The 21174-nt window shown below is 42.3% G+C and carries 18 protein-coding genes; 9 read left to right on the top strand and 9 right to left on the bottom strand.

From position 1 onward, the window contains the following. The first annotated feature begins 157 nt into the window (after positions 1 to 157). The 3 genes from metJ to KS2013_RS06810 all read left to right on the top strand — a co-directional run bounded on the left by metJ (position 158) and on the right by KS2013_RS06810 (position 3800). Positions 158 to 454 carry a met regulon transcriptional regulator MetJ gene (metJ, locus tag KS2013_RS06800; RefSeq protein ID WP_068991586.1) on the top strand — a complete coding sequence of 99 codons (297 nt, stop codon included), beginning with the start codon at positions 158 to 160 and terminating at the stop codon, positions 452 to 454. Between the two features lie 212 nt (positions 455 to 666). After that, complete coding sequence (locus KS2013_RS12005; protein WP_228703641.1) at positions 667 to 1113, top strand: DUF411 domain-containing protein; 447 nt, start codon at positions 667 to 669, stop codon at positions 1111 to 1113. A gap of 128 nt (positions 1114 to 1241) precedes the next feature. After that, positions 1242 to 3800, top strand: a complete 2559-nt coding sequence (locus tag KS2013_RS06810; protein ID WP_068991595.1) for a heavy metal translocating P-type ATPase — start codon at positions 1242 to 1244, stop codon at positions 3798 to 3800. Positions 3801 to 3838: 38 nt separating this feature from the next. On the opposite strand, the gene KS2013_RS06815 is transcribed toward KS2013_RS06810, so the two are convergent. Both KS2013_RS06815 and nadA read right to left on the bottom strand, forming a co-directional pair. Further along, positions 3839 to 4732: a class I SAM-dependent methyltransferase gene (locus tag KS2013_RS06815; protein ID WP_068991598.1), complete on the bottom strand. Its 894-nt coding sequence runs from the start codon at positions 4730 to 4732 to the stop codon at positions 3839 to 3841. Between the two features lie 35 nt (positions 4733 to 4767). Beyond that, complete coding sequence (nadA, locus tag KS2013_RS06820) at positions 4768 to 5823, bottom strand: quinolinate synthase NadA (RefSeq protein ID WP_068991600.1); 1056 nt, start codon at positions 5821 to 5823, stop codon at positions 4768 to 4770. Positions 5824 to 6002: 179 nt separating this feature from the next. Here nadA and KS2013_RS06825 point away from each other — a divergent pair, with 179 nt between their 5' ends. Continuing rightward, entirely contained in the window at positions 6003 to 8111 is a 2109-nt protein-coding gene (locus KS2013_RS06825; protein ID WP_068991606.1) for a prolyl oligopeptidase family serine peptidase, read from the top strand. Between the two features lie 75 nt (positions 8112 to 8186). On the opposite strand, the gene KS2013_RS06830 is transcribed toward KS2013_RS06825, so the two are convergent. Together KS2013_RS06830 and KS2013_RS06835 are read right to left on the bottom strand one after the other, a co-directional pair. Then, complete coding sequence (locus tag KS2013_RS06830) at positions 8187 to 9317, bottom strand: M14 family metallopeptidase (RefSeq protein WP_068991612.1); 1131 nt, start codon at positions 9315 to 9317, stop codon at positions 8187 to 8189. Positions 9318 to 9400: 83 nt separating this feature from the next. Beyond that, complete coding sequence (locus KS2013_RS06835; protein WP_068991615.1) at positions 9401 to 10660, bottom strand: chalcone isomerase family protein; 1260 nt, start codon at positions 10658 to 10660, stop codon at positions 9401 to 9403. Between the two features lie 276 nt (positions 10661 to 10936). On the opposite strand from KS2013_RS06835, the gene KS2013_RS06840 reads away from it, so the two are divergent. Continuing rightward, positions 10937 to 11626, top strand: coding sequence for a winged helix-turn-helix domain-containing protein (locus KS2013_RS06840; RefSeq protein ID WP_068991618.1), 690 nt, complete (start codon positions 10937 to 10939; stop codon positions 11624 to 11626). Then, positions 11626 to 12969 (top strand): sensor histidine kinase, encoded by a 1344-nt coding sequence (locus tag KS2013_RS06845; RefSeq protein WP_068991622.1) that lies wholly within the window; start codon positions 11626 to 11628, stop codon positions 12967 to 12969. The genes KS2013_RS06840 and KS2013_RS06845 overlap by 1 nt, the downstream gene beginning before the upstream one ends. On the opposite strand, the gene KS2013_RS06850 is transcribed toward KS2013_RS06845, so the two are convergent. From KS2013_RS06850 to dapA, 3 genes are read right to left on the bottom strand one after another with little or no spacing between them, the layout of a single operon-like run. Then, positions 12966 to 13730 (bottom strand): MBL fold metallo-hydrolase, encoded by a 765-nt coding sequence (locus KS2013_RS06850; RefSeq protein ID WP_068991625.1) that lies wholly within the window; start codon positions 13728 to 13730, stop codon positions 12966 to 12968. The genes KS2013_RS06845 and KS2013_RS06850 overlap by 4 nt on opposite strands. 1 nt (position 13731) lies before the next feature. Next, entirely contained in the window at positions 13732 to 14811 is a 1080-nt protein-coding gene (gene bamC, locus KS2013_RS06855) for an outer membrane protein assembly factor BamC (RefSeq protein WP_068991628.1), read from the bottom strand. Further along, on the bottom strand, positions 14795 to 15676 hold the full coding sequence (dapA, locus tag KS2013_RS06860) for a 4-hydroxy-tetrahydrodipicolinate synthase (RefSeq protein WP_068991631.1): 882 nt from the start codon (positions 15674 to 15676) through the stop codon (positions 14795 to 14797). The genes bamC and dapA overlap by 17 nt, the downstream gene beginning before the upstream one ends. Positions 15677 to 15919: 243 nt before the next feature. Between dapA and KS2013_RS06865 the strand changes: the two genes are divergently transcribed. Next, a complete protein-coding gene (locus KS2013_RS06865; protein ID WP_068991634.1) occupies positions 15920 to 16387 on the top strand; it encodes a peroxiredoxin in 468 nt (155 codons plus the stop codon). Positions 16388 to 16433: 46 nt separating this feature from the next. Next, positions 16434 to 17858, top strand: coding sequence for a PhoH family protein (locus KS2013_RS06870; RefSeq protein ID WP_068991636.1), 1425 nt, complete (start codon positions 16434 to 16436; stop codon positions 17856 to 17858). Positions 17859 to 17899: 41 nt separating this feature from the next. On the opposite strand, the gene KS2013_RS06875 is transcribed toward KS2013_RS06870, so the two are convergent. Then, entirely contained in the window at positions 17900 to 19000 is a 1101-nt protein-coding gene (locus tag KS2013_RS06875; protein ID WP_068991638.1) for an AI-2E family transporter, read from the bottom strand. Positions 19001 to 19124: 124 nt separating this feature from the next. Between KS2013_RS06875 and KS2013_RS06880 the strand changes: the two genes are divergently transcribed. Then, positions 19125 to 20603, top strand: coding sequence for a M48 family metalloprotease (locus tag KS2013_RS06880; protein WP_068991644.1), 1479 nt, complete (start codon positions 19125 to 19127; stop codon positions 20601 to 20603). Here KS2013_RS06880 and KS2013_RS06885 read toward each other — a convergent pair. Next, entirely contained in the window at positions 20600 to 21073 is a 474-nt protein-coding gene (locus KS2013_RS06885; protein ID WP_068991647.1) for a TlpA family protein disulfide reductase, read from the bottom strand. The genes KS2013_RS06880 and KS2013_RS06885 overlap by 4 nt on opposite strands. Positions 21074 to 21174 lie beyond the last annotated feature (101 nt).

Consider the following 21174-nt stretch of genomic DNA (forward strand, 5'->3'; position numbering starts at 1 on the left):
CTTCTTAGTGTATTTTTGTCTTTTTCAGTCACAAGACAATCTATACGTTTAGACGTCTAAACGTATAGAAATCATATCTTAAGAAACTAAAAAGTCAAGATGTTTAGGCGTCTAAATATGTGTATAATTTGCGTGATCAACAAACTGTGAGGTGAAAATGAGCAAAAAGTGGAATGGGGAATTCATTAACCCCTACGTAGAACATGGTGAAAAAAAGGATAAAGTAAAGAAAATAACCGTTTCTATACCCTTTTCAGTGCTTAAGGTTTTAACCGATGAGCGTACTCGTCGGCAGGTGAATAACCTGCGGCATGCAACGAATAGTGAGTTACTATGCGAGGCCTTCTTACATGCCTACACTGGTCAGCCTTTGCCTACTGATGAAGACTTACAGAAAGATAAAGACGATTACGTAAAGGATATGATTGAGAAAGGTAAACATACTACTGACTAACCAGTCATATAGACCAACAAGTTATAAAGAAACTAAAAGATATTGAAAAACTTCGGTGCAGTGCCCAACTGCACCACAACTTAATATATTATAATTCTACAAATATCTGCCACTTGTATATTTCCCTTATCAATATGGAGAAAGCTATGAGGCTCAACTGTACTATCAGAACCCTTCTCGTCTTCTTACTATTAGTTGGAGCCGGAAAGACTATGGGTCGCAGTCCCAACGAAACTTCAGATTCCCTGAAGGAACTGCACTTGGTTATATACAAAAATCAAGGGTGTAGTTGTTGTGATAAATGGGCCTTACACCTGGATAAGCAAGATATAGAAACGGACATGAAAATTAGTCCTAATCTAAATGCGATTAAAAAAGAGCTGGGAATAGATCCTCGCCTGAGCTCCTGTCACACAGCTGTTTATGAAGCAGAGGGACGAAAATTTGTTTTTGAAGGCCATATACCAGCTAAATATATTAAGCAGTTTTTAGCTAACCCTCCCAAGGAAGCCATTGGTCTGACGGTTCCGGCTATGCCCGTTGGCAGTCCGGGAATGGAATACCAGGATAAATTCATGCCCTACAAAATATTCCAAATCAATAACGACGGGCAAATTGCCATCTACGCTGAAATAAAGGGGTTTGATGATCAGCATTAGTAAGCCCTTCCATCTTGTCAGAGATTATAATAAGCATACAATATACCTAATAGGCTAAAGACAGAATTTGAAGCCTGACTTTAGTTAGTGTTAGTTGTAAGTCAGGCCTCCACAATCAAGGAGTCCAGATGATTCATGCTTATCGTGTAAACGGTATGAGCTGTGAGGGCTGTCGAACTAAGGTTCAAAAAGCTCTAGAAACAGTAGACGTTTTTAAAAATATCAAAGTAAAACTTCCTGATACAGTAATTGCAGAATCCGATAACACTCCATCTCTGACCCGGCTTCAAAATGTACTTAGTGACGTTGGTAATTACACAATAAGTGCTACTAGCTTAATGTCTCTTGGTATAGAACAGAACAAAGCTGAAGAGATTTTGCGTAATAATCAGAGCACTCCTAGCTGCCAGCATGGTCATGAAGGCAAGCCCCAGCCTTCTTTCGGAAAAGGCTCAGAGAGTAAATATTATTGCCCGATGTTTTGTGAGGGTGAGAAACTTTACGACCAGGCGGGAGCCTGCCCAGTTTGTGGAATGAATCTGGAGAAAATTCATTCTGCCCAGACCCACCAAGTCACATATACCTGCTCAGATCATCCCGAGATACAACAAGGGCAATCCGGACATTGCCCGCAGTGTGGTAAAGAGCTAATTCCGACAGAAATTGGACAGGAAGAAGAAACAGATGGGAGCTATAAAGACTTGCTGACAAAGTTTAAATGGTCCCTGGTTTTTACAGTGCCTATTTTCATTATAGCCATGTCAGAAATGATTCCAGGTAAACCATTATATCAATGGCTTTCCCAACCTGTTTGGAACTGGATTCAACTTACCCTTTCACTACCAGTAGTATTTTATACATGTAGGATGTTTTTTGAGCGAGCATGGACATCCATTAAGACCTTAAACCTGAATATGTTTACTTTGATTGGTATTGGCGCAGGAGTCGCCTGGATATTCAGTGTCGCTGGTTTAATAGTCCCAGATATCTTTCCGGCTAAGTTCAAAACAGAGTCTGGTAGCGTATTCGTCTATTTTGAAGCGGCTACGGTCATTCTGACCCTCGTCTTATTAGGACAAATGCTTGAAGCGAGAGCTCATGGTAAAACAAACCAGGCTATCAGGGAGTTACTCAAACTCACACCAAGTGTTGCGATTCTGGTCAAAGCTGGTGAGGAAAAGCAGGTGCCGGTTACCGAGGTAAAAGTTAATGACATAATAAGAGTGAAGCCCGGAGGTAAAATTCCTGTCGATGGTAAGATTTTGGAAGGTGATTCAGATATCGATGAGTCCATGATCACTGGAGAGCCAATTCCAGTTCAAAAAACAATGGACGCGAAAGTCAGTGCTGGCACGATCAATGGTAGTGGCTCAATTCTGATTACTGCCACGGAAGTTGGAGAAGATACCCTCCTTTCTAAAGTGATAGAAATGGTACATGATGCGAGCCGCTCAAGGGCACCAATCCAGAAACTGGCTGATACTGTTGCCAAATACTTCGTCCCCTTGGTGATTTTAGCTGCAATCATTACTTTTGTCGTTTGGTCAATCTGGGGACCTCAACCAGCCTATGCTTACGCCTTGGTCAATGCAATTGCAGTCCTGATCATAGCCTGTCCCTGCGCTCTTGGCTTGGCAACACCAATGTCTGTAATGGTTGGCGTTGGTCGAGGAGCTCAGTCAGGTGTATTAATAAAAAATGCTGAGGCACTGGAGCGAACCAACAAGATAGATGTGATTATCGTCGATAAAACGGGCACCCTTACGGAAGGTAAACCATCGGTAGAAAAAGTTATAAGCAGCCATCCGGACTACAGCGAGAAAGACATTACTCAGTTAATTGCTTCCGTCAACAAGCCAAGTGAACATTCTCTGGCAACAGCTACTGTTAATTACGCCCAATCAATTAATTTATCATTACTAGACGTCCAAGACTTTAAGGCTCATAGCGGCCATGGTGTCAGTGGAATAATCGGTGGTAAAAAGCTACTGCTGGGCAACGCGGCTCTGATGAAGCAAAACTCCATCAAACTTTCAGGAAAAGTCAGACAAAATGCTGAAGCACTCCAGGTAGCGGGTAAAACAATTTCATACTTATCCGTAGATGGAGAGTCGGTAGGCTTTGTTGCCATTGGAGATAAACTAAAAGCCTCCTCTTCGAAGGCTGTCCAGTCTCTCCAAAAGGCCGGTATAGAAGTCCTTATGATGACAGGTGATAACCCTGTTACTGCTAAAACAGTCGCTCAGCACCTTGGCATTGAGTTTGAGGCAGAATGTCTTCCAGAGGATAAGTTAAATAAAATTAAATTATTTCAGTCTAAAAGAAAAGTAGTTGCGATGGCCGGTGATGGTATCAATGATGCCCCCGCATTGGCTCAGGCAGATATTGGTATCGCTATGGGCACAGGAACCGATGTTGCGATTGAAAGTTCAGAGATAACCTTAGTTAAAGGTGATCTATCGGGTATAGAAAAAGCTTACCAGTTGAGCCATAAAACTATGAGGAATATAAAAGAAAACCTATTCTTCGCATTTATCTACAATATTCTCGGTATACCCATAGCTGCCGGTGTACTTTATCCTGTCTTTGGTATTTTACTCTCGCCAATGATCGCTGCAGCAGCAATGAGTTTTAGCTCCGTATCCGTAATAACTAACTCTCTGAGACTAAAGAAGGTGAAACTTTAAATCAAAAAAGGCTCCCGAAGGAGCCTTTTGTATCACTGTTATTCTGTAGCCGGTTTAACAAATTTTAATGTCATTCGGTCACTTTCACCGATTGATAGATATTTGTCTTTATCTTCATCACCTAAACGCAAACTTGGCGGCAACGTCCACACGCCCTTAGGGTGATCTGCCGTGTCTTTAGGGTTAGCGTTAATTTCAGAGGTAGCTACTAACTTAAAACCCGCCTCCTCGGCAATATCAATGATAAACTTCTGGTGCATATAGCCTGAAGAAGCCTTGTCATCCTGTTTCATGGATTGCGGGAGTCTATGCTCTACAACTCCAAGAACTCCATTTGGTTTTAGTGCTTTATGCATAGCTTTAAAGCTTTCTAGAACCGTCTCGCGACTTCCACGCAGCCAGTTATGCACATTTCGGAATGTCACCACGGCGTCGGCAGAGCCATCCGGGGCTATATCAAATATTTTAGGCGGCTGAAAAGTAGTTATTTCAACATTCTGATAAACTTCCCCATTAGCTTCTATTTTTTCACCAAAACCCTTTCGGCTGTTGCGGTAATACTCGACCTCGCTCTCAGGATCAAAGTGTGCTGCATATAATTTACCCTGAGGGCCCAATAAGGGTGAAAGGATTTCTGTATACCAACCACCACCTGGAGCAATCTCGACGACGGTCATTCCGGGTTTAATACCAAAAAACTCAAGGGTTTCTTTTGGATTGCGGTATTGGTCTCGTTGTTTATTTTTTTCTGAACGATGCTCAGACATTAACAACTCTTCCCACAAGCCTACACCTTTCTCGGCCGATGAAGATTTTTTTACAACTTCCTTTCCTTTAGCTTTAGCTTCTACCATTGATTCACTATGCCCATCATAAGCATTGGCAGAAGTTGCCATCGCAGCTACTAGTACTATTGATGTAAATACTCGCATTCTGACTCCTAACTAGTTGATTTACTTTCGACTTTCTAAATATTACTTTTGACTTCCGACTGTATAGTCTTAGCGAAGTTGACCATCTTTTCAAGAGGTATCAGAGCTTTTTCAGCCAACGCCTCATCGACAAAGATTTCTTTATCATCACCCTCAAATACTTCGGAAAGAACCTGTAAGGCATTCATCTTCATCCATGGGCAATGAGCGCAGCTTCGGCAGGTAGCACCTTCACCAGCGGTAGGGGCAATTATTAACTCTTTACCTGGAACTTTCTGCTGCATTTTATAAAAAATACCTTTATCAGTGGCTACGATAAGCTTTTGTTGTGGCAAGTCATTAGCAGCCTTGATAATCTGCGAAGTCGACCCTACAAAGTCAGCCAGCTCCACTACACTTTGTGGTGATTCGGGATGAACCAGTACAGCTGCATCAGGGTGAAGTGCTTTTGTTTGCTCTAGAGCTTTCGTTTTAAACTCATCATGCACAATACAGGCACCTTGCCATAACAACATGTCTGCGCCCGTTTTCTGCTGGATGTAACGCCCCAGATGCTTATCTGGACCCCAGATAATTTTTTTATCCTGCTCAGCCAAATGCTCAAGCACATCAACGGCAATGCTTGATGTCACCACCCAATCCGCCCTGGCTTTTACGGCTGCGGAAGTATTAGCATAAACCACAACTTCTCTATCCGGGTGCTGATCACAGAACTTACTGAACTCTTCTATTGGACAGCCTAAGTCTAGTGAACACGTTGCTTCCAGTGTCGGCATTAATATTCTTTTCTCTGGACTTAAAATCTTTGCCGTTTCCCCCATGAACTTAACACCGGCAATAATAAGCGTGGTGGCTTCATGTTGGGCACCAAATTTTGCCATCTCAAGAGAATCACCTACAAAACCTCCCGTTTCTTCAGCCAAAGACTGAATATCGGGATCGGTGTAATAATGCGCAATGAGTACCGCATTATGTTCTTCAAGCAATCTTTTTATTGCATTTTTATGTTTACTTTTCTCTTCGGAAGTTAGTTCTACTGGTGGTCTGGGGAATGGAGCATCAATCTCCACAGAGGTCACAATATTGGTCATGGCTGTTACGGGATTTTAAGATCGTTTGAGTATTATATAACACTTAACCGCTAACTGATAACTAGTTCTTATGCCATTGATTTATATATACTTTCATTATTGATACGTAACACTGGATACTCTAGACTGGTTACTTGTATTTCTATGGTTTTTACAAGGAAGCTTTGTTGGCGGTCAAAATGAGAAAACCTCTGGCATTATTACTGTTCTTATTTGTACTGAACTCCTGCTCTGATGAGCAAGGAGAGAAAACGTCTGCAATTCTTGCAGCACCTCAAAATAAAACCAGCGATTACTCCTATCAGTTGCAGGGTGTAACTATTAGAGACCCTTACCATTGGTTAGAAGTAGAAGACAGTCCAGAACGCAATGACTGGCTTATTCAACAACAAAGTCTAACTCGAGGATATTTTTCCAAGTTAATTCCACAAAAGCCTAGAGATGGATTGGGGCATGAAAATACTATCGGCTACCATATTGTCTTCCCAAAAAAATTGAACCATATGCTCTACTATCTCAAACAAAAAACATTAAGCAGGCAATTCCTTTTAGAGCGATGGAACCTATCATCCAACGAAGCTGAACTGACCATTGAGCTTGAGATTACCGATGATAAACCAGTAGCAAGTTCGTTATCACCGGGTGGCCGCTACTACGGCATATTGTTTCAGCGACAAAATCTCAATACTGGTATTAGCGGCGAAAATAGATTCCAGTGGAGACTTTTTGACCTGGCTAATGAGAAATTCACGAGCCATGAACTTCCAGAAACCTCTGTCAAAACTCATTTACACTGGCTCGAGCATAACCGGTCAATTTTAATCAGCAGTGGCAACCAGGTTATAAGGCAAAAGTTAATTCCTAAAACCAGCAATCCCCAAGTTATTTTTGACGTTGGCAGGCTGGTAACCTCCCCCCAAGACTGGAGCATTGATGTCCAAATTTCAACAGACAACTCCGCATTGGTTTTAAAAGGGCTTAACAAGTCTGAAGAAAAATTAAGATATTGGGTAAAGAGTTTAGAGTTGAATGATCCATTTATGGCAGATAGCTTAATCCCGCCAACGACTAAAGACTACCGCTTTATTGGAAGTCACGGCGACACCTTTTATTTTCAGACGACACTGGCAGCGTCAAGAGGTAGGATTATTTCGATTAATCGCTCAAAACCAGCATCAAAATACTGGAGAGAAGTGATACAAGAGCAGGATAGCGTTCTGGTTAATGCAAAGCTCATAAATAATGAGTGGCTCCTACACTATGTCGACAACACAAAGCACCAATGGTTTATCGCCAGACTGAATGGTGAATCCCAAAAGCCCCTGAACATACCCCATCACACTGCAACAAAAATTGCACAATTAATACGTGGAGAGGACTTCAAGGTTCTTCTTTCAAGCAGCAATATCTCAACCCCAGGTGAAATATACCTACTTGACTTCCTAAATGGAGAATTAAAGCTCCTACACTCGGGACGAAAAAGCCTCGCCCAGCTAGAGAGCAAAGTTTTCTTTTATCGCTCAAGCGACGGTAGCCGAATTCCATTAACCCTATATTCGCGAGGAGGTCTTAGGAAGAGTGAAATGAATCGAGTTCTGATATCCACTCATCAAGGGCTGGGTCAGCACTTTCCAGAAACCTACAATTATGTTTACAGGCAATGGCTGGATAATAACGGAATTGTAGCCATACCGCATATCCGCGGTGGAGGAACTTATGGTCTGAACTGGCATGAGGCGACTACTTCAAATCAACAAATTAAAGCTGCTGAGGATTTAAATGCGGCAATTGATTGGCTGGTAGATAAAAACTATACATCTAAACCCTATGTCACCGCCTTGGGGGAAAACAATGCTGCCACTACCCTCCTCCAGGCAGTAATTTTATCTCCGGACAAATGGTCAGCACTGGTCCTCAAAAATCCCACGGCGGACTTTATCCAATACTATCAAACCAATAATAAGCCATGGCTTAATCACCTGGAGATTGAGTCTTCAAAACAGGGGGTTGCTAAACTGTTAGCTATGAGTCCTTATCATAACTTCCCAAATGCTCAGTATCCGGCCACCTTGATAATTGATACGGTTACCAGGTCAAAACAGTCCAAACTGGTTGCATTATGGCAAAATAATCAACTTGCTGATAAGCCGATATTATTAATGAATGCGTCCAAAGGGCTTTTTAACTTCGAGTCTTATCAGTGGCCAATAGAAGATTTATCGTACCGATTTTTAAAAAATGAATCTGACTTGATGTCGCTTACCCCTGATAAAACAAAAGCGCTCTAAAAAGCGCTTTTGTTAAGAGTAATTAACCTTCCATAGATATAATAGAATCATCTACAGCTAAAACGCTAATTAAGCTCAAGACCTTAATTTGTCTACCAGCTGATATAGTGGATTAAGTAAAGTCTGTCCAAGTAGGAAACTTCGCTCTGAAGACCAGCCTGTTTCTTTATTAGGTAGGTTTGCATTATCTTTAAAAGGCATCTCAAGTGTAAAAGATAAACAGTTGAACTCTTCAGCGACCCACGCATTTGCTACTGTTAAATTTGCTTTACCAGGCTCGTCTTTGTCATAACCATACTCGTCCTGGAAGTCAGGGTTTACAGCCATCAAAATAGCTTTAAACTCTTCTTCTAAAGACTTAATTTTATCAGAGTAACTTGGCACGCCCTCTGAGCCCGCGACAAATACATAAGGCAGAGCTTCATCACCATGAAGATCTAAAAACGCATCCACACCCGTCTTTTGCATCAACTGACGAACATAAAATACTTCAGGGCTTTTCTCTACGGTAGGGTTCTGCCATTCTCTATTCAAATTAGCTCCGGCTGCATTAGATCGTAAGTTTCCACGATAGCTTCCATCAACATTCATATTAGGAACAACATAAAACACAGCTTTATCCAGTAAGCTACGTGACAGTGCATCATCCGAATCTAGTAAACGATCGATCAAACCTTCTGCACACCACTCAGCCATCGTTTCACCAGGATGCTGACGTGCAGTTACCCAAATCTTTTTATCTTTTGTTTCATCGCCAATGACCAGCAAATCAAGATCACGACCGTCGACTGTCTGTCCTATGACTTTATGCTGACATAGGCCTGAAAGCTGCGATGCCTGAATAAGGTTTTGGTGACGTTCGTAAGAGTAAGGCTCGAAATAAGCAAAATAAATAGAGTCCTGCTCTAGCGTATGGGAAAACTTCAGTGTTTTCTCATCAGTAAATTCTGAATCTACGCGGAACCAATATTGTCTATCGTAGGAAGCTACAACGTTGTAGTTCTGCCACCCCTCAACATAAGAACAATCCTTGGCATTAGTTAACTCAAAGCCGTATGACTTACCGACGTCCCCGCTGAACTTAAAGTGAAACCACTGCTTAAATTCACTATTAGAATCCGTACGAACCTGTAGTTGAATATTGTGAGTGTTATCAGAAGAAATAACCTCTATGTTTCCACTATCAAATGAAGTATTAATATTCATATGGCCTCAAAAATATCGAAAAGAAAAATTCTACAATAAATAAAAGGGGCCATACAGGCCCCTTTATCAGACTTCCTCTAATTCTACATTTCTGGCGCTGGAATTGAAATACTCACAGTCGTCTTAAATGTCTCTCCCGGCAGGTCTTCCGGCATTGAAGGGAATGGTACCGAATCAAACAATGCGTTCATCACTGCATCATCCAGTATTTTTTCACCTGAACTGCTAACCAGACTACCACCAACTAGCAGCCCCTCTCTATCAACCTCAATACTGATAGAAACATCGCCATGAGTTTTCCCTTTACGAGGTCTCATTAACGCAGACTTGCCATGACGACGGAATATGTCCTGTGTAGGGTATTCGAAGTAAGGTATGTAATGGGCGCCAAGCTGTTTAGAGTACTGGCTTCTTAACTCCTCAATCTCAGCTTGTGATGGTCCCTGCTGTTCCGCTTCCTGTTTCTCCGCCAGCTCTTTTTGGGCTTTTTCTAGTTCTTTACGTAAGCGTTCTGCCTCAGCTTCAGCTGCCGTCTCTTCTGCTTTCTTTTCTTGTGCCTGCTGCTGTTCCTCAAGCTTCTTTTGCTCTTCTTGCTTGCGCTTTTCTTCTTCTAGACGTTTACGCTCTTCTTCGGCTTCCTGTCTTTTACGCTCTTCTTCGGCTTCCTGTCTTTTACGCTCCTCCTCTTCAGCGGCAGCAACAGCAGCTTGGTCAAAGCGAGCTACGCGATCTGGTGAGGGCTGAATTGAACTAAAACGATTAATCAGTTCAGAGCGTTGGACACTAGAAGCATCTCCCAACATAGCCTCTTTAAAGTCGGTGCTAGGAGGTCTGTCCCCTATCCAGGTTCTTAGTACTAATGGGAAAACCTCAGGGCTTATACGTCCAATTTCAGAACCGTTGATATTAACCAATGTGGCAACCCCTGGAATAAGATCAACGGTTACAATATCCCCTCGTACCAAATCCTGATCCATTAAGGTTGCAAAGTCACGTACATCCTTAGCATTTGCCAAAACATTACTAGCTTCATTATTGTTTTTTATACGCTCAACCCAGAACCGTTTTAATCGACGTCCTGATAAGCTATCAGCAAGAACCCTCAACTCCATTCGCTTGGCTCCAGGAGAAGTGACGGCGTCCTCCGCGTCATCAGTAGTACTAGCAAGATACAAAGCATCAAGGAACCACTCATTCCTGAGTTCAGTGTGAACCCCGAGCCCGTTTAACTGTAGAGTAGCACCAGCAACATCTGCTTGCTCCGCAGCCAAGGCAACGCTGGACATCACAGCAGAGAACAATGCAACAATAGACAGGAGTAGTGTTTGTATGAGTTTTTTCATCGGAATGCAGCCATTATTGAGTCAATTTATACTTCTTATGTCAAAAATTATGACACAGTTCATATTGTAAGAGTTTACCAGTTAATTGCAAGCCGAAACATCAACCATAACCCGTTGATTTTAAATAAACTTTAGAATAGTATTGAAATACAATATTTCAAATATTTGATAAAAACCATAAAGTTTTCTCTTAATAAAACCCTGAAAATATTGACCTAAGCGCTGAAATAAGGCAATTTATCTCACCTTTGTAGGAACCACCAATAAGTTTTGCTTATGAACGATACAATCTTACTCGTCGAGGACGACGAAAAGCTTTCTAGTTTAATTGCTGATTTCTTAAGAAGTCATGATTTTAACGTTTCTGTTGAGAGCCATGGTAGCAAGGCTATCGATTTCATCACGCAAAACCAACCTCGCGCAGTCATTTTGGATGTCATGCTACCTGGAGCGGATGGTTTCACCATTTGCCGGACAGTGAGACCTAAATATCAAGGTCCCATCCTCATGCTCACATCACTAAGTGATGAAATTGATGAAATCGCTGGCCTTGAAAATGGGGCTGATGACTACTTAAGTAAACCGGTAAAATCTCATGTTTTACTGGCCCATTTAAGAGCTTTATTGAGACGTATTGAAACTGACGAGCCTAGCCAACAGCAAGATAAAGTCATTAATGCTGGGAGCATAGCCATTAATCCGCAGAACAGGAGTGTTTTATGCGATGGCGAAGAAGTTCACTTAACTACCGCAGAATATAATCTTCTGTGGCTCTTAGCAGAGCGTTCAGGCGAAGTGATGAGCCGAGAAGAATTACATAGAAAGACATTCAAGTTGGAGTATGATGGAACCGATCGCAGCATTGACCTGAGAATATCTCGGTTACGCCGTAAGCTGGGAGATGATCCAAAGCTGCCTTACATTATAAAGACAATTCGCGGTGAAGGGTATTTATTGGCAGTCTAATGAAGCGTAGCCTAGCACTTCTAGTCATATTGGTAGGGATTAATCTGTGTAGTTTCATAGCTATGTACTACGTCTATTTTCCATGGATGAACAAAGTAGACAGCCAAGAGCTTGAAGAGTCTATACTTGGCGATGCCAGGTTCCTCAATTTTAGATTATCCCTTCTTGACTATAGTTATTCACCCCAGACCATTGCCAAGGCAGAACATGAACTTAACATCAAAATAAAAGCCCTTACTCAACAACAGCTGGGGATGGAACCTTCTTATTTCGAAAGGCTAAAGGACAACCGTTATGGTATCGACATGGAGCGGCCGGAAGGACCCTCTGCATATCTCCTATTAAATGATAATCAGACAATTTTGACCATTGGACCCTACCCCAAAGTAGACAGCGACATACAACTGAGAGACTGGCTGTTTTATATCATTCTTCTGATTCTTTTTAATGCTGTCGCCGTACTGGTTGTTTACCGACACATCAATGAAGCTTTAAGAGGAGCGATTAAAGCCATAGGGGAGCTTGATCTAGGTGAATTAAAACTGAAGAAAATTAAATCACCCCTGACTAATATCACGCAAAACACACCAAAAGTGGTTAAGCATATTCAAGGTTTGCACAAGCAACACCAGCAAAGTTTATATAATCAGCGCGACCTTATGCATGCTGTAGCACACGAGTTCAGGGGACCGATGGCAAGATTGAGTTTTGCCCTCGACCTATTCTCCCAAACTAAGTCAAAGGATCGACAGCAAGAGCTGACAAAGGACATGGATGATGCTTTGTCTGAGCTAGACGATTTAGTTAAAGAGGTACTGGGTTATTCCCGATTAAAAGATGGACGTTTCCCTTTAGAGTTGGAAGAGTTTGATTTACGCAAAATCACAGAACATGTGATTGATAAAGTCAAAACACTTTATCCTGAGAAGAATTTTATTCTGAAATCAGACCCACCGGATGCCATTACTTTGTACGCAGACTGCAACCTGATTGATCGAGTCATGATCAATCTTATAAGAAATGCAGCACGATTCTCTAATTCTATGGTTAAAGTTGTATTAATTTGTTTTAAAGACAGTATAGAAATTAGAGTTGAGGATGACGGTCCAGGAATCCCTCCGGGAAAACGTAACCGGATCTTTGAACCCTTCACGCGTTTGGACTTCAGCCGTAATCGTGACTCCGGGGGAGCTGGTCTAGGGCTTGCCATTGCCAAGGGAATAATCACTCGTCATAAAGGAACTATATGGGCTGAAGACAGCCGGGAACTGGGTGGCGCTGTATTAACTATCCATATGCCCCTAAAACAAAAAGATGAGCAGATTGATAAAACTCGTTCTTAACTTAATTCAAACCACTCAAAACCATCATTTTGCTCGGCAATAATAATATTTTCCTGTGGCCAATTAATGGACTCGGCTACTCTCTCTCGAACGAGTTTTGGACAATTATTTTGCTCGCTTATATGACTAGCGATCAATAGTTGCAAATTATCACTGAACACCTGTTTTAAAAGCTCAATTGCCTGACGGTTACTCATGTGTCCAAGTGGCCCCCCAACTCTTTGTTTTAGAGATCTGGGATAGGGGCCGTTCCACAACATATCTTCATCATGGTTACACTCTAATAATAGTCCGTGGCTGTTCTTTAAAGCTTCTACAAGCTCCGGGGTATAAGAACCAAGATCTGTCAGGACCGCTAGCTGCTTATTATGGGCCTTAAACAGGTACTGGCAAGGTTCTCTGGCATCATGCGGGACAGATAAGGGTGTAACAGACAGGTCAAGAATATCAAAACTTTCAAAACCTTCTATTATTGAATAGGACTTGAGGTTACCGCACTTGCCTGATAGGAGGCTGCCACGGGTAGACCATACAGGGATATTAAACTTTCGGCTCAATGGACCCACGCCACTGATGTGGTCTTGATGCTCATGAGTCACCAAAATAGCATCAAGTGAAGTTGGAGGAACACCTAGCCGCTCAAGGCGTCTGGTGGTTTCCTTCAAAGTGAAGCCACAGTCTACCATGACTGTGGCTTCCTTAGTTGCAATAATTGTTGAGTTGCCTTTGCTTCCAGAGCCCAGCGAAGCTACTCTTAACACTCTATTCCTTGCCTCGCTTAAACTCTGCTACAAACTCAGGGTAGATTCTAGTGATAGTACTATCGTCAAGCTTTTCACCTTCAGCGTCATAAAAGGTCAAGCTAACTCCACCTGCATACAACTCTGACAACCTAACCTGATAGTCACCTGGTTCAAGTGCTACCTTGGCAGCTTCGTCATCATCAAAAAAGATTGACCAGAAGCCAGAGTCAGGCTCTTTAACATTAAAGTAGTAAACTTTTTCCGAGCGATCTCTGTCAGTAATGGATAAGTTCAGCGCGGTTAAGACCCGTGTCATTTGTTCCCAAACAGCCAGAAACTCTCTTTCTGTAACCAGCGCAAGAGCTCCCTGGTCATCGTAACCCAGCTCAAAATCAACTTTTGCCTGCTGTAGGATACGCTTGCGTGCTTCGCGGGTACGCTCCGAATCATAATACCCAATAAAGTAGTTTAAAAACTGTTTTGCCACTCGTTGTGAAGTACTAATATCGATCCATTGTCCTTCCCTATATTGCTGACTTGCTAAGTGATTGGCCTGGAGCGCTACTTCGTTTGATTTCTGATCTACAATTGCTAGCTCAAACTTATGGCGTTGCCCTTCAACGTAGTATGACCCTAATCGCTCAGCCAGATCGGTTCCATCTGAGTCGGTTATCCAGTCAGTTCTAATAGTATTTTGCCCAGACTGATTATAAGATAATTTCTGGGAATCCATAAAACGATCGATATAGGTCATCAACTGCTGGGCGTCACTTCTCACCCATACCGTTGGCTCAGTCCGCTCTGTGTCTACCCAAACCCCATCACCTGTAATCAAAAGCAACTGTGGTGGCTCAAGGCTCATCGCCTTCCCTTCGGCCTCACGCCTTGTAATAACAGTGCCTTCTGGTACACGATAGCCATCTCTAACTTCAATTTCAGTGGTTCCGGGTGGAAGTTGTAGTTCAGGCCCCTGCTGACTACTTATGTAGCTGTCGTCAATATCCTCAGAGCCGTCCCCGGAAGTTGCGCATGCCGATAATACTACAGCGGCACAGATTGAAAGACTTATAACTTTAGTTTTTTTATGATAATTCAACATTCGCTTGTTCCAATGCTTTTTCTACTTGTGAGTGGAAACTCTGATCCAGCTCTGTCAAAGGCAGTCTAATTCCACGCCCCATTTTCTTCATACGATAAAGCGCCCACTTAACTGGAATTGGGTTAGCTTCAACAAACAGCTTTTCATTCAAGCTTGAGAGTTTATCATTAATCAGAGCAGCCTGTTTCCAATTTTCGGCATGAGCCAGCTGGCACATTTTACTCATCAAACCCGGAGCAACGTTGGCGGTAACCGAAATAACACCATGCCCTCCAAGCTTCATAAAGTCATATGCTGTGGCGTCATCACCACTTAATATGCTGATTGGAGTTTGCGTAAGGCGATTTAGTTCCGTAACTCGACTAACATCGCCAGTGGCTTCTTTTATCCCCACAATATTATCCAGTGCTGCTAGCTTAGCCGCTGTCTCAGGAAGTAGATCCACAGCCGTTCTCCCCGGAACGTTATACAAAATAATTGGCAAGTCGCACTGGGTGGCTACTGCTTTAAAATGTTCATATAAACCCTTTTGGCTAGGTTTACAGTAGTATGGAGTCACAACCAATGCACCATCAACTCCAAGCTGTTTCACTTGATTAGTAAGCTTAATGGTTTTATCGGTACTCATGGCGCCACTTCCAGCAATGACCTCAACTCTTCCAGCTGCTTGTTTAACAACAACATCAATTGCTTTGAAGTACTCTTCTTCGGTCACCGTGCCTGACTCCCCAGTTGTGCCCATAACCACAATTCCCGAAGTGCCTTCTTCTACATGCCAGTCAACAAGTTGACGCAATGCATCAAAATCTAACTCGCCTGAGTCAGTCATCGGTGTAACAATCGCTACTATACTGCCTGAAAACATATATATATCCTCTATCTGCGCGACGCTATGTTAGCCAGCCACAGCTTTAAAAACAACCAAAAACATAAAAATCATAATGCGTAGCTTGCGACAATAAAAATTCTGACGTAAAGTGATATTAACGTTCACAATTACCCAATGTTAGAACGTTACATTGACTAGTAGCCAATAAGCAAGGCTCTCGACAAACAAGAGCTGGTTAATTAATCAACAAACAGTATAAAAAGCGAACAGGAGGCTGATTTGAGCCAACCAGAGCTGAATAAGAAAGCACCTAACTTCTCTCTCCCAGCGACTGGGGAACAAGACCTCTCTCTTAGTGATTTTAAAGACAAAAACCTCGTTATATATTTCTATCCCAAAGATAACACTCCCGGCTGTACTACTGAAGGTCAAAACTTCAGAGACCTGTACCAGGAGTTTAAAAGTCATGACACCGAAATATTGGGCGTATCAAGAGACAGTGTTCGAGTGCATGAGAACTTTAAGAAGAAACACGAGTTTCCTTTCGACTTGCTTAGCGATAAAGAAGAAGAGATGTGCATAGCCTACGATGTCATCAAACTAAAGAAAATGTATGGCAAAGAATACATGGGCATCGAGCGCAGTACCTTCCTTATTGATAAACAAGGAAAATTACGTCAGGAGTGGCGCAAAGTAAAAGTAAAAGGCCACGCAGACGAAGTACTGGAAGCTGTAAAGTCACTGTAGCAATGCAGTGACATTTCTCCCTTAGGAGCCAAGTAAAGGAGTCCCAATGGTAAAACCTAACATCGATGGTAAACGCCTTTTTGTTCTTGATACTAACGTGCTGATGCACGATCCCACCGCCCTCTTCCGCTTTGAAGAACATGATATTTTAATTCCAATGGTCGTTCTCGAAGAGTTAGATGCAGGAAAGAAGGGCCTTTCGGAGGTGGCCCGAAATGTGCGGCAAGTCAGTCGTTATCTCGATGACCTGCTTTCAATCGCTGAGGATGATAAAGACCCAATGAAAGAAGGCATTCCAATAGGCCTGTTACCTCAGATTCAAGATGCCGATAAACACGGAAAAATCTACTTCCAAACCAAAGATCATATCGATAGACTCCCGGATTCGCTGCCCAGCAGCAAAGCAGACAACACCATCCTTAATGTAGCTTTAGCTCTACAGACAAAAAACAAAGACAAAACAGTTACCATTGTCTCAAAAGATATTAACCTTAGAATCAAAGCGAATATCGTAGGTGTTCATTCTGAAGACTATTACAACGATAAAGTACTGGATGATGTTGAACAGTTACATACTGGCTACTTCGAGCTGCCAAGTGACTTCTGGGATACCCATAGCCGAGATATCGACTCCTGGCAAGAAGATGGCCACACCTATTACCGAATACAGGGCCCCCTAATCAGAGAGTGGTTTGTCAACCAATGTCTATTTCAACCAGAAGACAATTTTGAAGCTATTGTGCGTGAAATTGATGATAGTGACCAAGATAATCCAACTGCTGTTATAGAGCTCCTCGTCGACTATCGAAATGACAGTCATAATATTTGGGGCATTACAGCAAGAAACCGTGAACAAAGTTTTGCTTTAAATGTTCTTATGGATCCGGAAATTGACTTTGTCACCCTACAGGGTCCAGCCGGTACCGGTAAGACCCTGCTGGCTCTAGCTGCAGCACTAGAACAAGCCATAGAAATGAAACGCTACAAAGAGGTTATTGTTACTCGTGTTACCGTTTCGGTTGGCGAAGATATTGGCTTCCTCCCGGGTACTGAGGAGGAAAAGATGACGCCATGGATGGGAGCCCTGATGGATAATCTAGAAGTATTATCCCCCAGTGAGAATGATGAATGGGGAGTAGCTGCGACACACGATTTATTACGTAAATGGATTAAAGTCAGATCATTGAACTTTATGCGAGGGCGTACTTTCCTTAATAAGTTTATTATTATTGATGAAGCTCAAAACCTCACTTCAAAGCAGATGAAAACCTTAATTACCCGAGCCGGGCCAGGAACTAAAGTAGTATGTATGGGTAATGTAGGACAAATAGACACACCTTACCTGACCGAAACGACCTCAGGGATAACGTTTGTAGTTGACCGTTTTAAAAACTGGAAACATGCAGGCCATATCACATTAAAACGTGGTGAGCGCTCTCGTCTCGCTGATTACGCAACCGAACTTCTTTAAAAAGACAATCTCCTGGTCTTGCGGCCAGATCAGGAGATCTTTCACTCAGCCTCGCATTCCGCCTCAGACACACCCTGGGCTTCTTCCTGTTCTGCTTTGTGCTCTTTAACAGCATCCAGAGTAGCATTGACCAATACTGCGAGCGGTATTGCGAAGAATACTCCCCAGAAACCCCAGAGTCCTCCAAAGAGTAAAATTGCACCAATAATTGCTACAGGGTGTAAGTTAACTGCTTCTGAAAATATCAGAGGAACTAGAACATTCCCGTCCAAAACTTGTATGATGAAGTAAGCAATCATCAAGATATAAAAATCCTGAGTTAGTCCCCACTGGAAAAATGCTATAAGTGCCACAGGAATCGTTACCAGAGCTGCACCAACATAAGGTATTAATACTGACAAACCAACGCTTACACCGAGCAATAAGGCATAGTTGAGCCCCATAAGTACAAAGGTAATGTAAGAAACGATACCAACAATAATGATCTCTACTACCTTGCCACGAATATAGTTACCTATTTGCCGGTTAACTTCCACCCATACCCTCTCAGCCAAGTGACGCTCCTGCGGTAGCCATTGGCTACACCAGCCAAAGATTTTCTGACGATCTTTAAGAAAGAAGAACACAAGGAGAGGAACTAGAACGATATACACTAAAAGACTGGCAACACTAACTAGAGAGCTAAATGATGCACTTAGTATTGCTTCACCAAATCCACCAAGCTCAGAATTCAAACTGGTAATAAAGCCATCTACTTGATCAGTGGAAACAAAATTCGGGTATTTGGTAGGAAGCTCAAGTACTTGCTCTTTGAGCTTGAGCATTATATTCGGCAGCTCTGCAACCAGTTTAGATCCCTGCTTCCATATCAAAGGAACCAGTCCAAGAAAGATCACAATTGAAAGACCAATAAAGCTGGTAAACATAATAAGAACTGAACTTAATCGCCCCAGCCCCTTTCTTTGCAGCGCTGATACGCCCCACTCCAGTAAATATGCGATTACAAGCGCCCAAAGAATTGGGGCTAATATATCGCCTACCGTGAGAATAATGAAGAAGCCAACGACAATTAACATTGTCAACACGATAGTGGCCGGGCTTGAAAAGTTGCGCTGAAACCAGCGTGTAAAGATAGAGTTCATGATATTAAATTCGTTTTTACCGCAATTGATATCTTAAAAGATAAACAGCCGATCATCACTTATGATTGAACTTTTACCACACAAACCCCATCATATACAGTAACTTCATAGCTATTTCATAAGAATGAGTAACAAATTATTGCTCTCAAAAACTAAAAAGGCTTTTTTGACGCTTGCCTTAAGCTTGTCAGGCATCGCTCATTCTGTAGCTGCAACACACAATTTAGACCTACCTAAAATAGGTGAGGCAGCTGGTTCGACTTTATCTGTTGCAGAAGAACAGCAGATAGGCGATCAGATTATGCGGCAAATCCGTGGTAGCCAGTACCTGATGAAGGATCCAATTGTAACGGACTATATTCAGCAGCTTGGGTATCGTTTAGTAGCCGCAAACCCTGATGCTTTAGAGAGACAATTTCAATTTTTTGTTATTCAGGATAATTCCATCAATGCTTTCGCCCTACCGGGTGGGTACATCGGTATACATTCTGGGTTAATCACAGCTTCTCAAAGCGAAAGCGAACTGGCTTCAGTTGTCGGTCATGAGGTAGCTCACGTTACTCAACGCCACTTAGCCCGTCGATTGGAAGCTCAAAGCGAACTTTCTCTTCCATCAATCCTTGGGGTAATTGCCTCAGTGTTAGTAGCAACCCAGGATCCTGAAGCTGGTATGGCCGGTGTTGCAGCTACACAGGCAGCGGGTCAGCAGAGTATCATCAACCACACACGCGACAATGAAAAAGAAGCAGATCGTATTGGCATTACCATGCTATCGAGTGCAGGGTTTGACGTTAGAGCAGCAGCTGACTTTTTTGAAACTCTTCAGCAGGCCAGCAGATATCAATTTAAACCACCAGAGATATTACTGACTCACCCTTTATCCAGAAACCGTATTGCAGCTGCCAGAGAAAGAGCTGAGCTGTATCCCAAAGTCAACTATCAAGACTCCACTGATTACCACCTGGTAAAGTCCAGAATAGCTAGTAAGTTTTTGGTGAACGACCGTGAAAAATTCAGACAACTTTCCAAAAAATTCAACGATAAGAAACTTTCCGGACTAGGTGAACGCTATTTGTATGCCGAACTACTTAAGAACAAAGGTAATCTGTCTACGGCAATTAACATTCTAAGCAAACTTTATGAGGAACATGAAGGGAATCAATTACTACTATTTAGCTTGGCAGAGGCACATCTAGCGAATAAAAGTGGAGATAAAATGCTCCCGTTGCTAGAAACTCAATTGGCAAAACACCCAAATTCAACCAAGTTGATTTTAGCAACCTCTCGAATCTACTTAAATACTGAGCATGTAGAGAAAGCAGAAAAATTATTATTGCGTTATGTTGATGTAAACCGATTTAACCCTGTTTACCTAAAGCTTTTGGCGGAAGTACAGGCAAAGGCAGGACATACGCCTGAAATGTATGAAACCACAGGGCAGTATTTACTATTATTGGGTGATCTACGCACTGCCCGTCGTCACTTTGAATTGGCGTTACACGCCAACTCAAAGGATCCCTACGCTCAAACTCGTATTCAGGCACGTCTTGAAGAAGTTAAACAGAGAATCCGTGCAAAAATAGAGGGTGAAACCAGACGCTAACCTTTAAACGCCGGGTTTCCTTCAACTTTCTTGATGATCTCTAATATTTTTTCGCGATCCACCTTACCAAGAATCGGCCCCATCGTTTGTCCACTGGGGCTCACTAAATAGGTCCCGGGAAGACTTTGTGGCTTTGTTACCGGAAGGTATGGCATTGGGCTTGTTGCAACAATCGGATAACGAATATCAAGCTTATCAACCAGTGTTTTCAGCTCTGAATTATCAAGCTTATCGTAACTCACTCCCAAAACAGCAATGTCTGGATTTTCATCTGCCAGTAATCCAAGCTCAGGAATCTCTTCAAGGCATGGTGGGCACCACTCTGCCCAAAAGTTAATAACTAGCCATTGCCCCTTGTAATCGTCCATTGACATTTTTTTGCCAGATAATAAATGAAAGGAGTTTTGCTCAGAGCAGCCCATTAATACCAGCGCAAACACTACCAATAGGCCATATAAACGTTTTTTCATGAGACACCAGATATAAATCAATAAGTTAAGTTAAGAATCCACAACAAAAAGTAGACTCTGTCACACTTTTTGTGCATATTATACAGATAAAAACCATAAAG

Origin of the sequence: Kangiella sediminilitoris, from assembly GCF_001708405.1 — a bacterium.
Lineage (GTDB): Bacteria > Pseudomonadota > Gammaproteobacteria > Enterobacterales > Kangiellaceae > Kangiella > Kangiella sediminilitoris.

Excerpts from the sequence above, each read along its gene's own strand:
- KS2013_RS06875 (WP_068991638.1), bottom strand. The coding sequence starts at position 19,000 with ATGAACTCTATCTTTACACGCTGGTTTCAGCGCAACTTTTCAAGCCCG.
- KS2013_RS06830 (WP_068991612.1), bottom strand. The coding sequence starts at position 9,317 with ATGAATATTAATACTTCATTTGATAGTGGAAACATAGAGGTTATTTCT.
- KS2013_RS06815 (WP_068991598.1), bottom strand. The coding sequence starts at position 4,732 with ATGCGAGTATTTACATCAATAGTACTAGTAGCTGCGATGGCAACTTCT.
- bamC (WP_068991628.1), bottom strand. The coding sequence starts at position 14,811 with ATGTTGAATTATCATAAAAAAACTAAAGTTATAAGTCTTTCAATCTGT.
- KS2013_RS06835 (WP_068991615.1), bottom strand. The coding sequence starts at position 10,660 with ATGAAAAAACTCATACAAACACTACTCCTGTCTATTGTTGCATTGTTC.
- KS2013_RS06870 (WP_068991636.1), top strand. The coding sequence starts at position 16,434 with ATGGTAAAACCTAACATCGATGGTAAACGCCTTTTTGTTCTTGATACT.
- KS2013_RS06880 (WP_068991644.1), top strand. The coding sequence starts at position 19,125 with ATGAGTAACAAATTATTGCTCTCAAAAACTAAAAAGGCTTTTTTGACG.
- KS2013_RS06810 (WP_068991595.1), top strand. The coding sequence starts at position 1,242 with ATGATTCATGCTTATCGTGTAAACGGTATGAGCTGTGAGGGCTGTCGA.
- KS2013_RS06845 (WP_068991622.1), top strand. The coding sequence starts at position 11,626 with ATGAAGCGTAGCCTAGCACTTCTAGTCATATTGGTAGGGATTAATCTG.
- dapA (WP_068991631.1), bottom strand. The coding sequence starts at position 15,676 with ATGTTTTCAGGCAGTATAGTAGCGATTGTTACACCGATGACTGACTCA.
- KS2013_RS06825 (WP_068991606.1), top strand. The coding sequence starts at position 6,003 with ATGAGAAAACCTCTGGCATTATTACTGTTCTTATTTGTACTGAACTCC.
- KS2013_RS12005 (WP_228703641.1), top strand. The coding sequence starts at position 667 with ATGGGTCGCAGTCCCAACGAAACTTCAGATTCCCTGAAGGAACTGCAC.
- KS2013_RS06840 (WP_068991618.1), top strand. The coding sequence starts at position 10,937 with ATGAACGATACAATCTTACTCGTCGAGGACGACGAAAAGCTTTCTAGT.
- KS2013_RS06885 (WP_068991647.1), bottom strand. The coding sequence starts at position 21,073 with ATGAAAAAACGTTTATATGGCCTATTGGTAGTGTTTGCGCTGGTATTA.
- metJ (WP_068991586.1), top strand. The coding sequence starts at position 158 with ATGAGCAAAAAGTGGAATGGGGAATTCATTAACCCCTACGTAGAACAT.
- nadA (WP_068991600.1), bottom strand. The coding sequence starts at position 5,823 with ATGACCAATATTGTGACCTCTGTGGAGATTGATGCTCCATTCCCCAGA.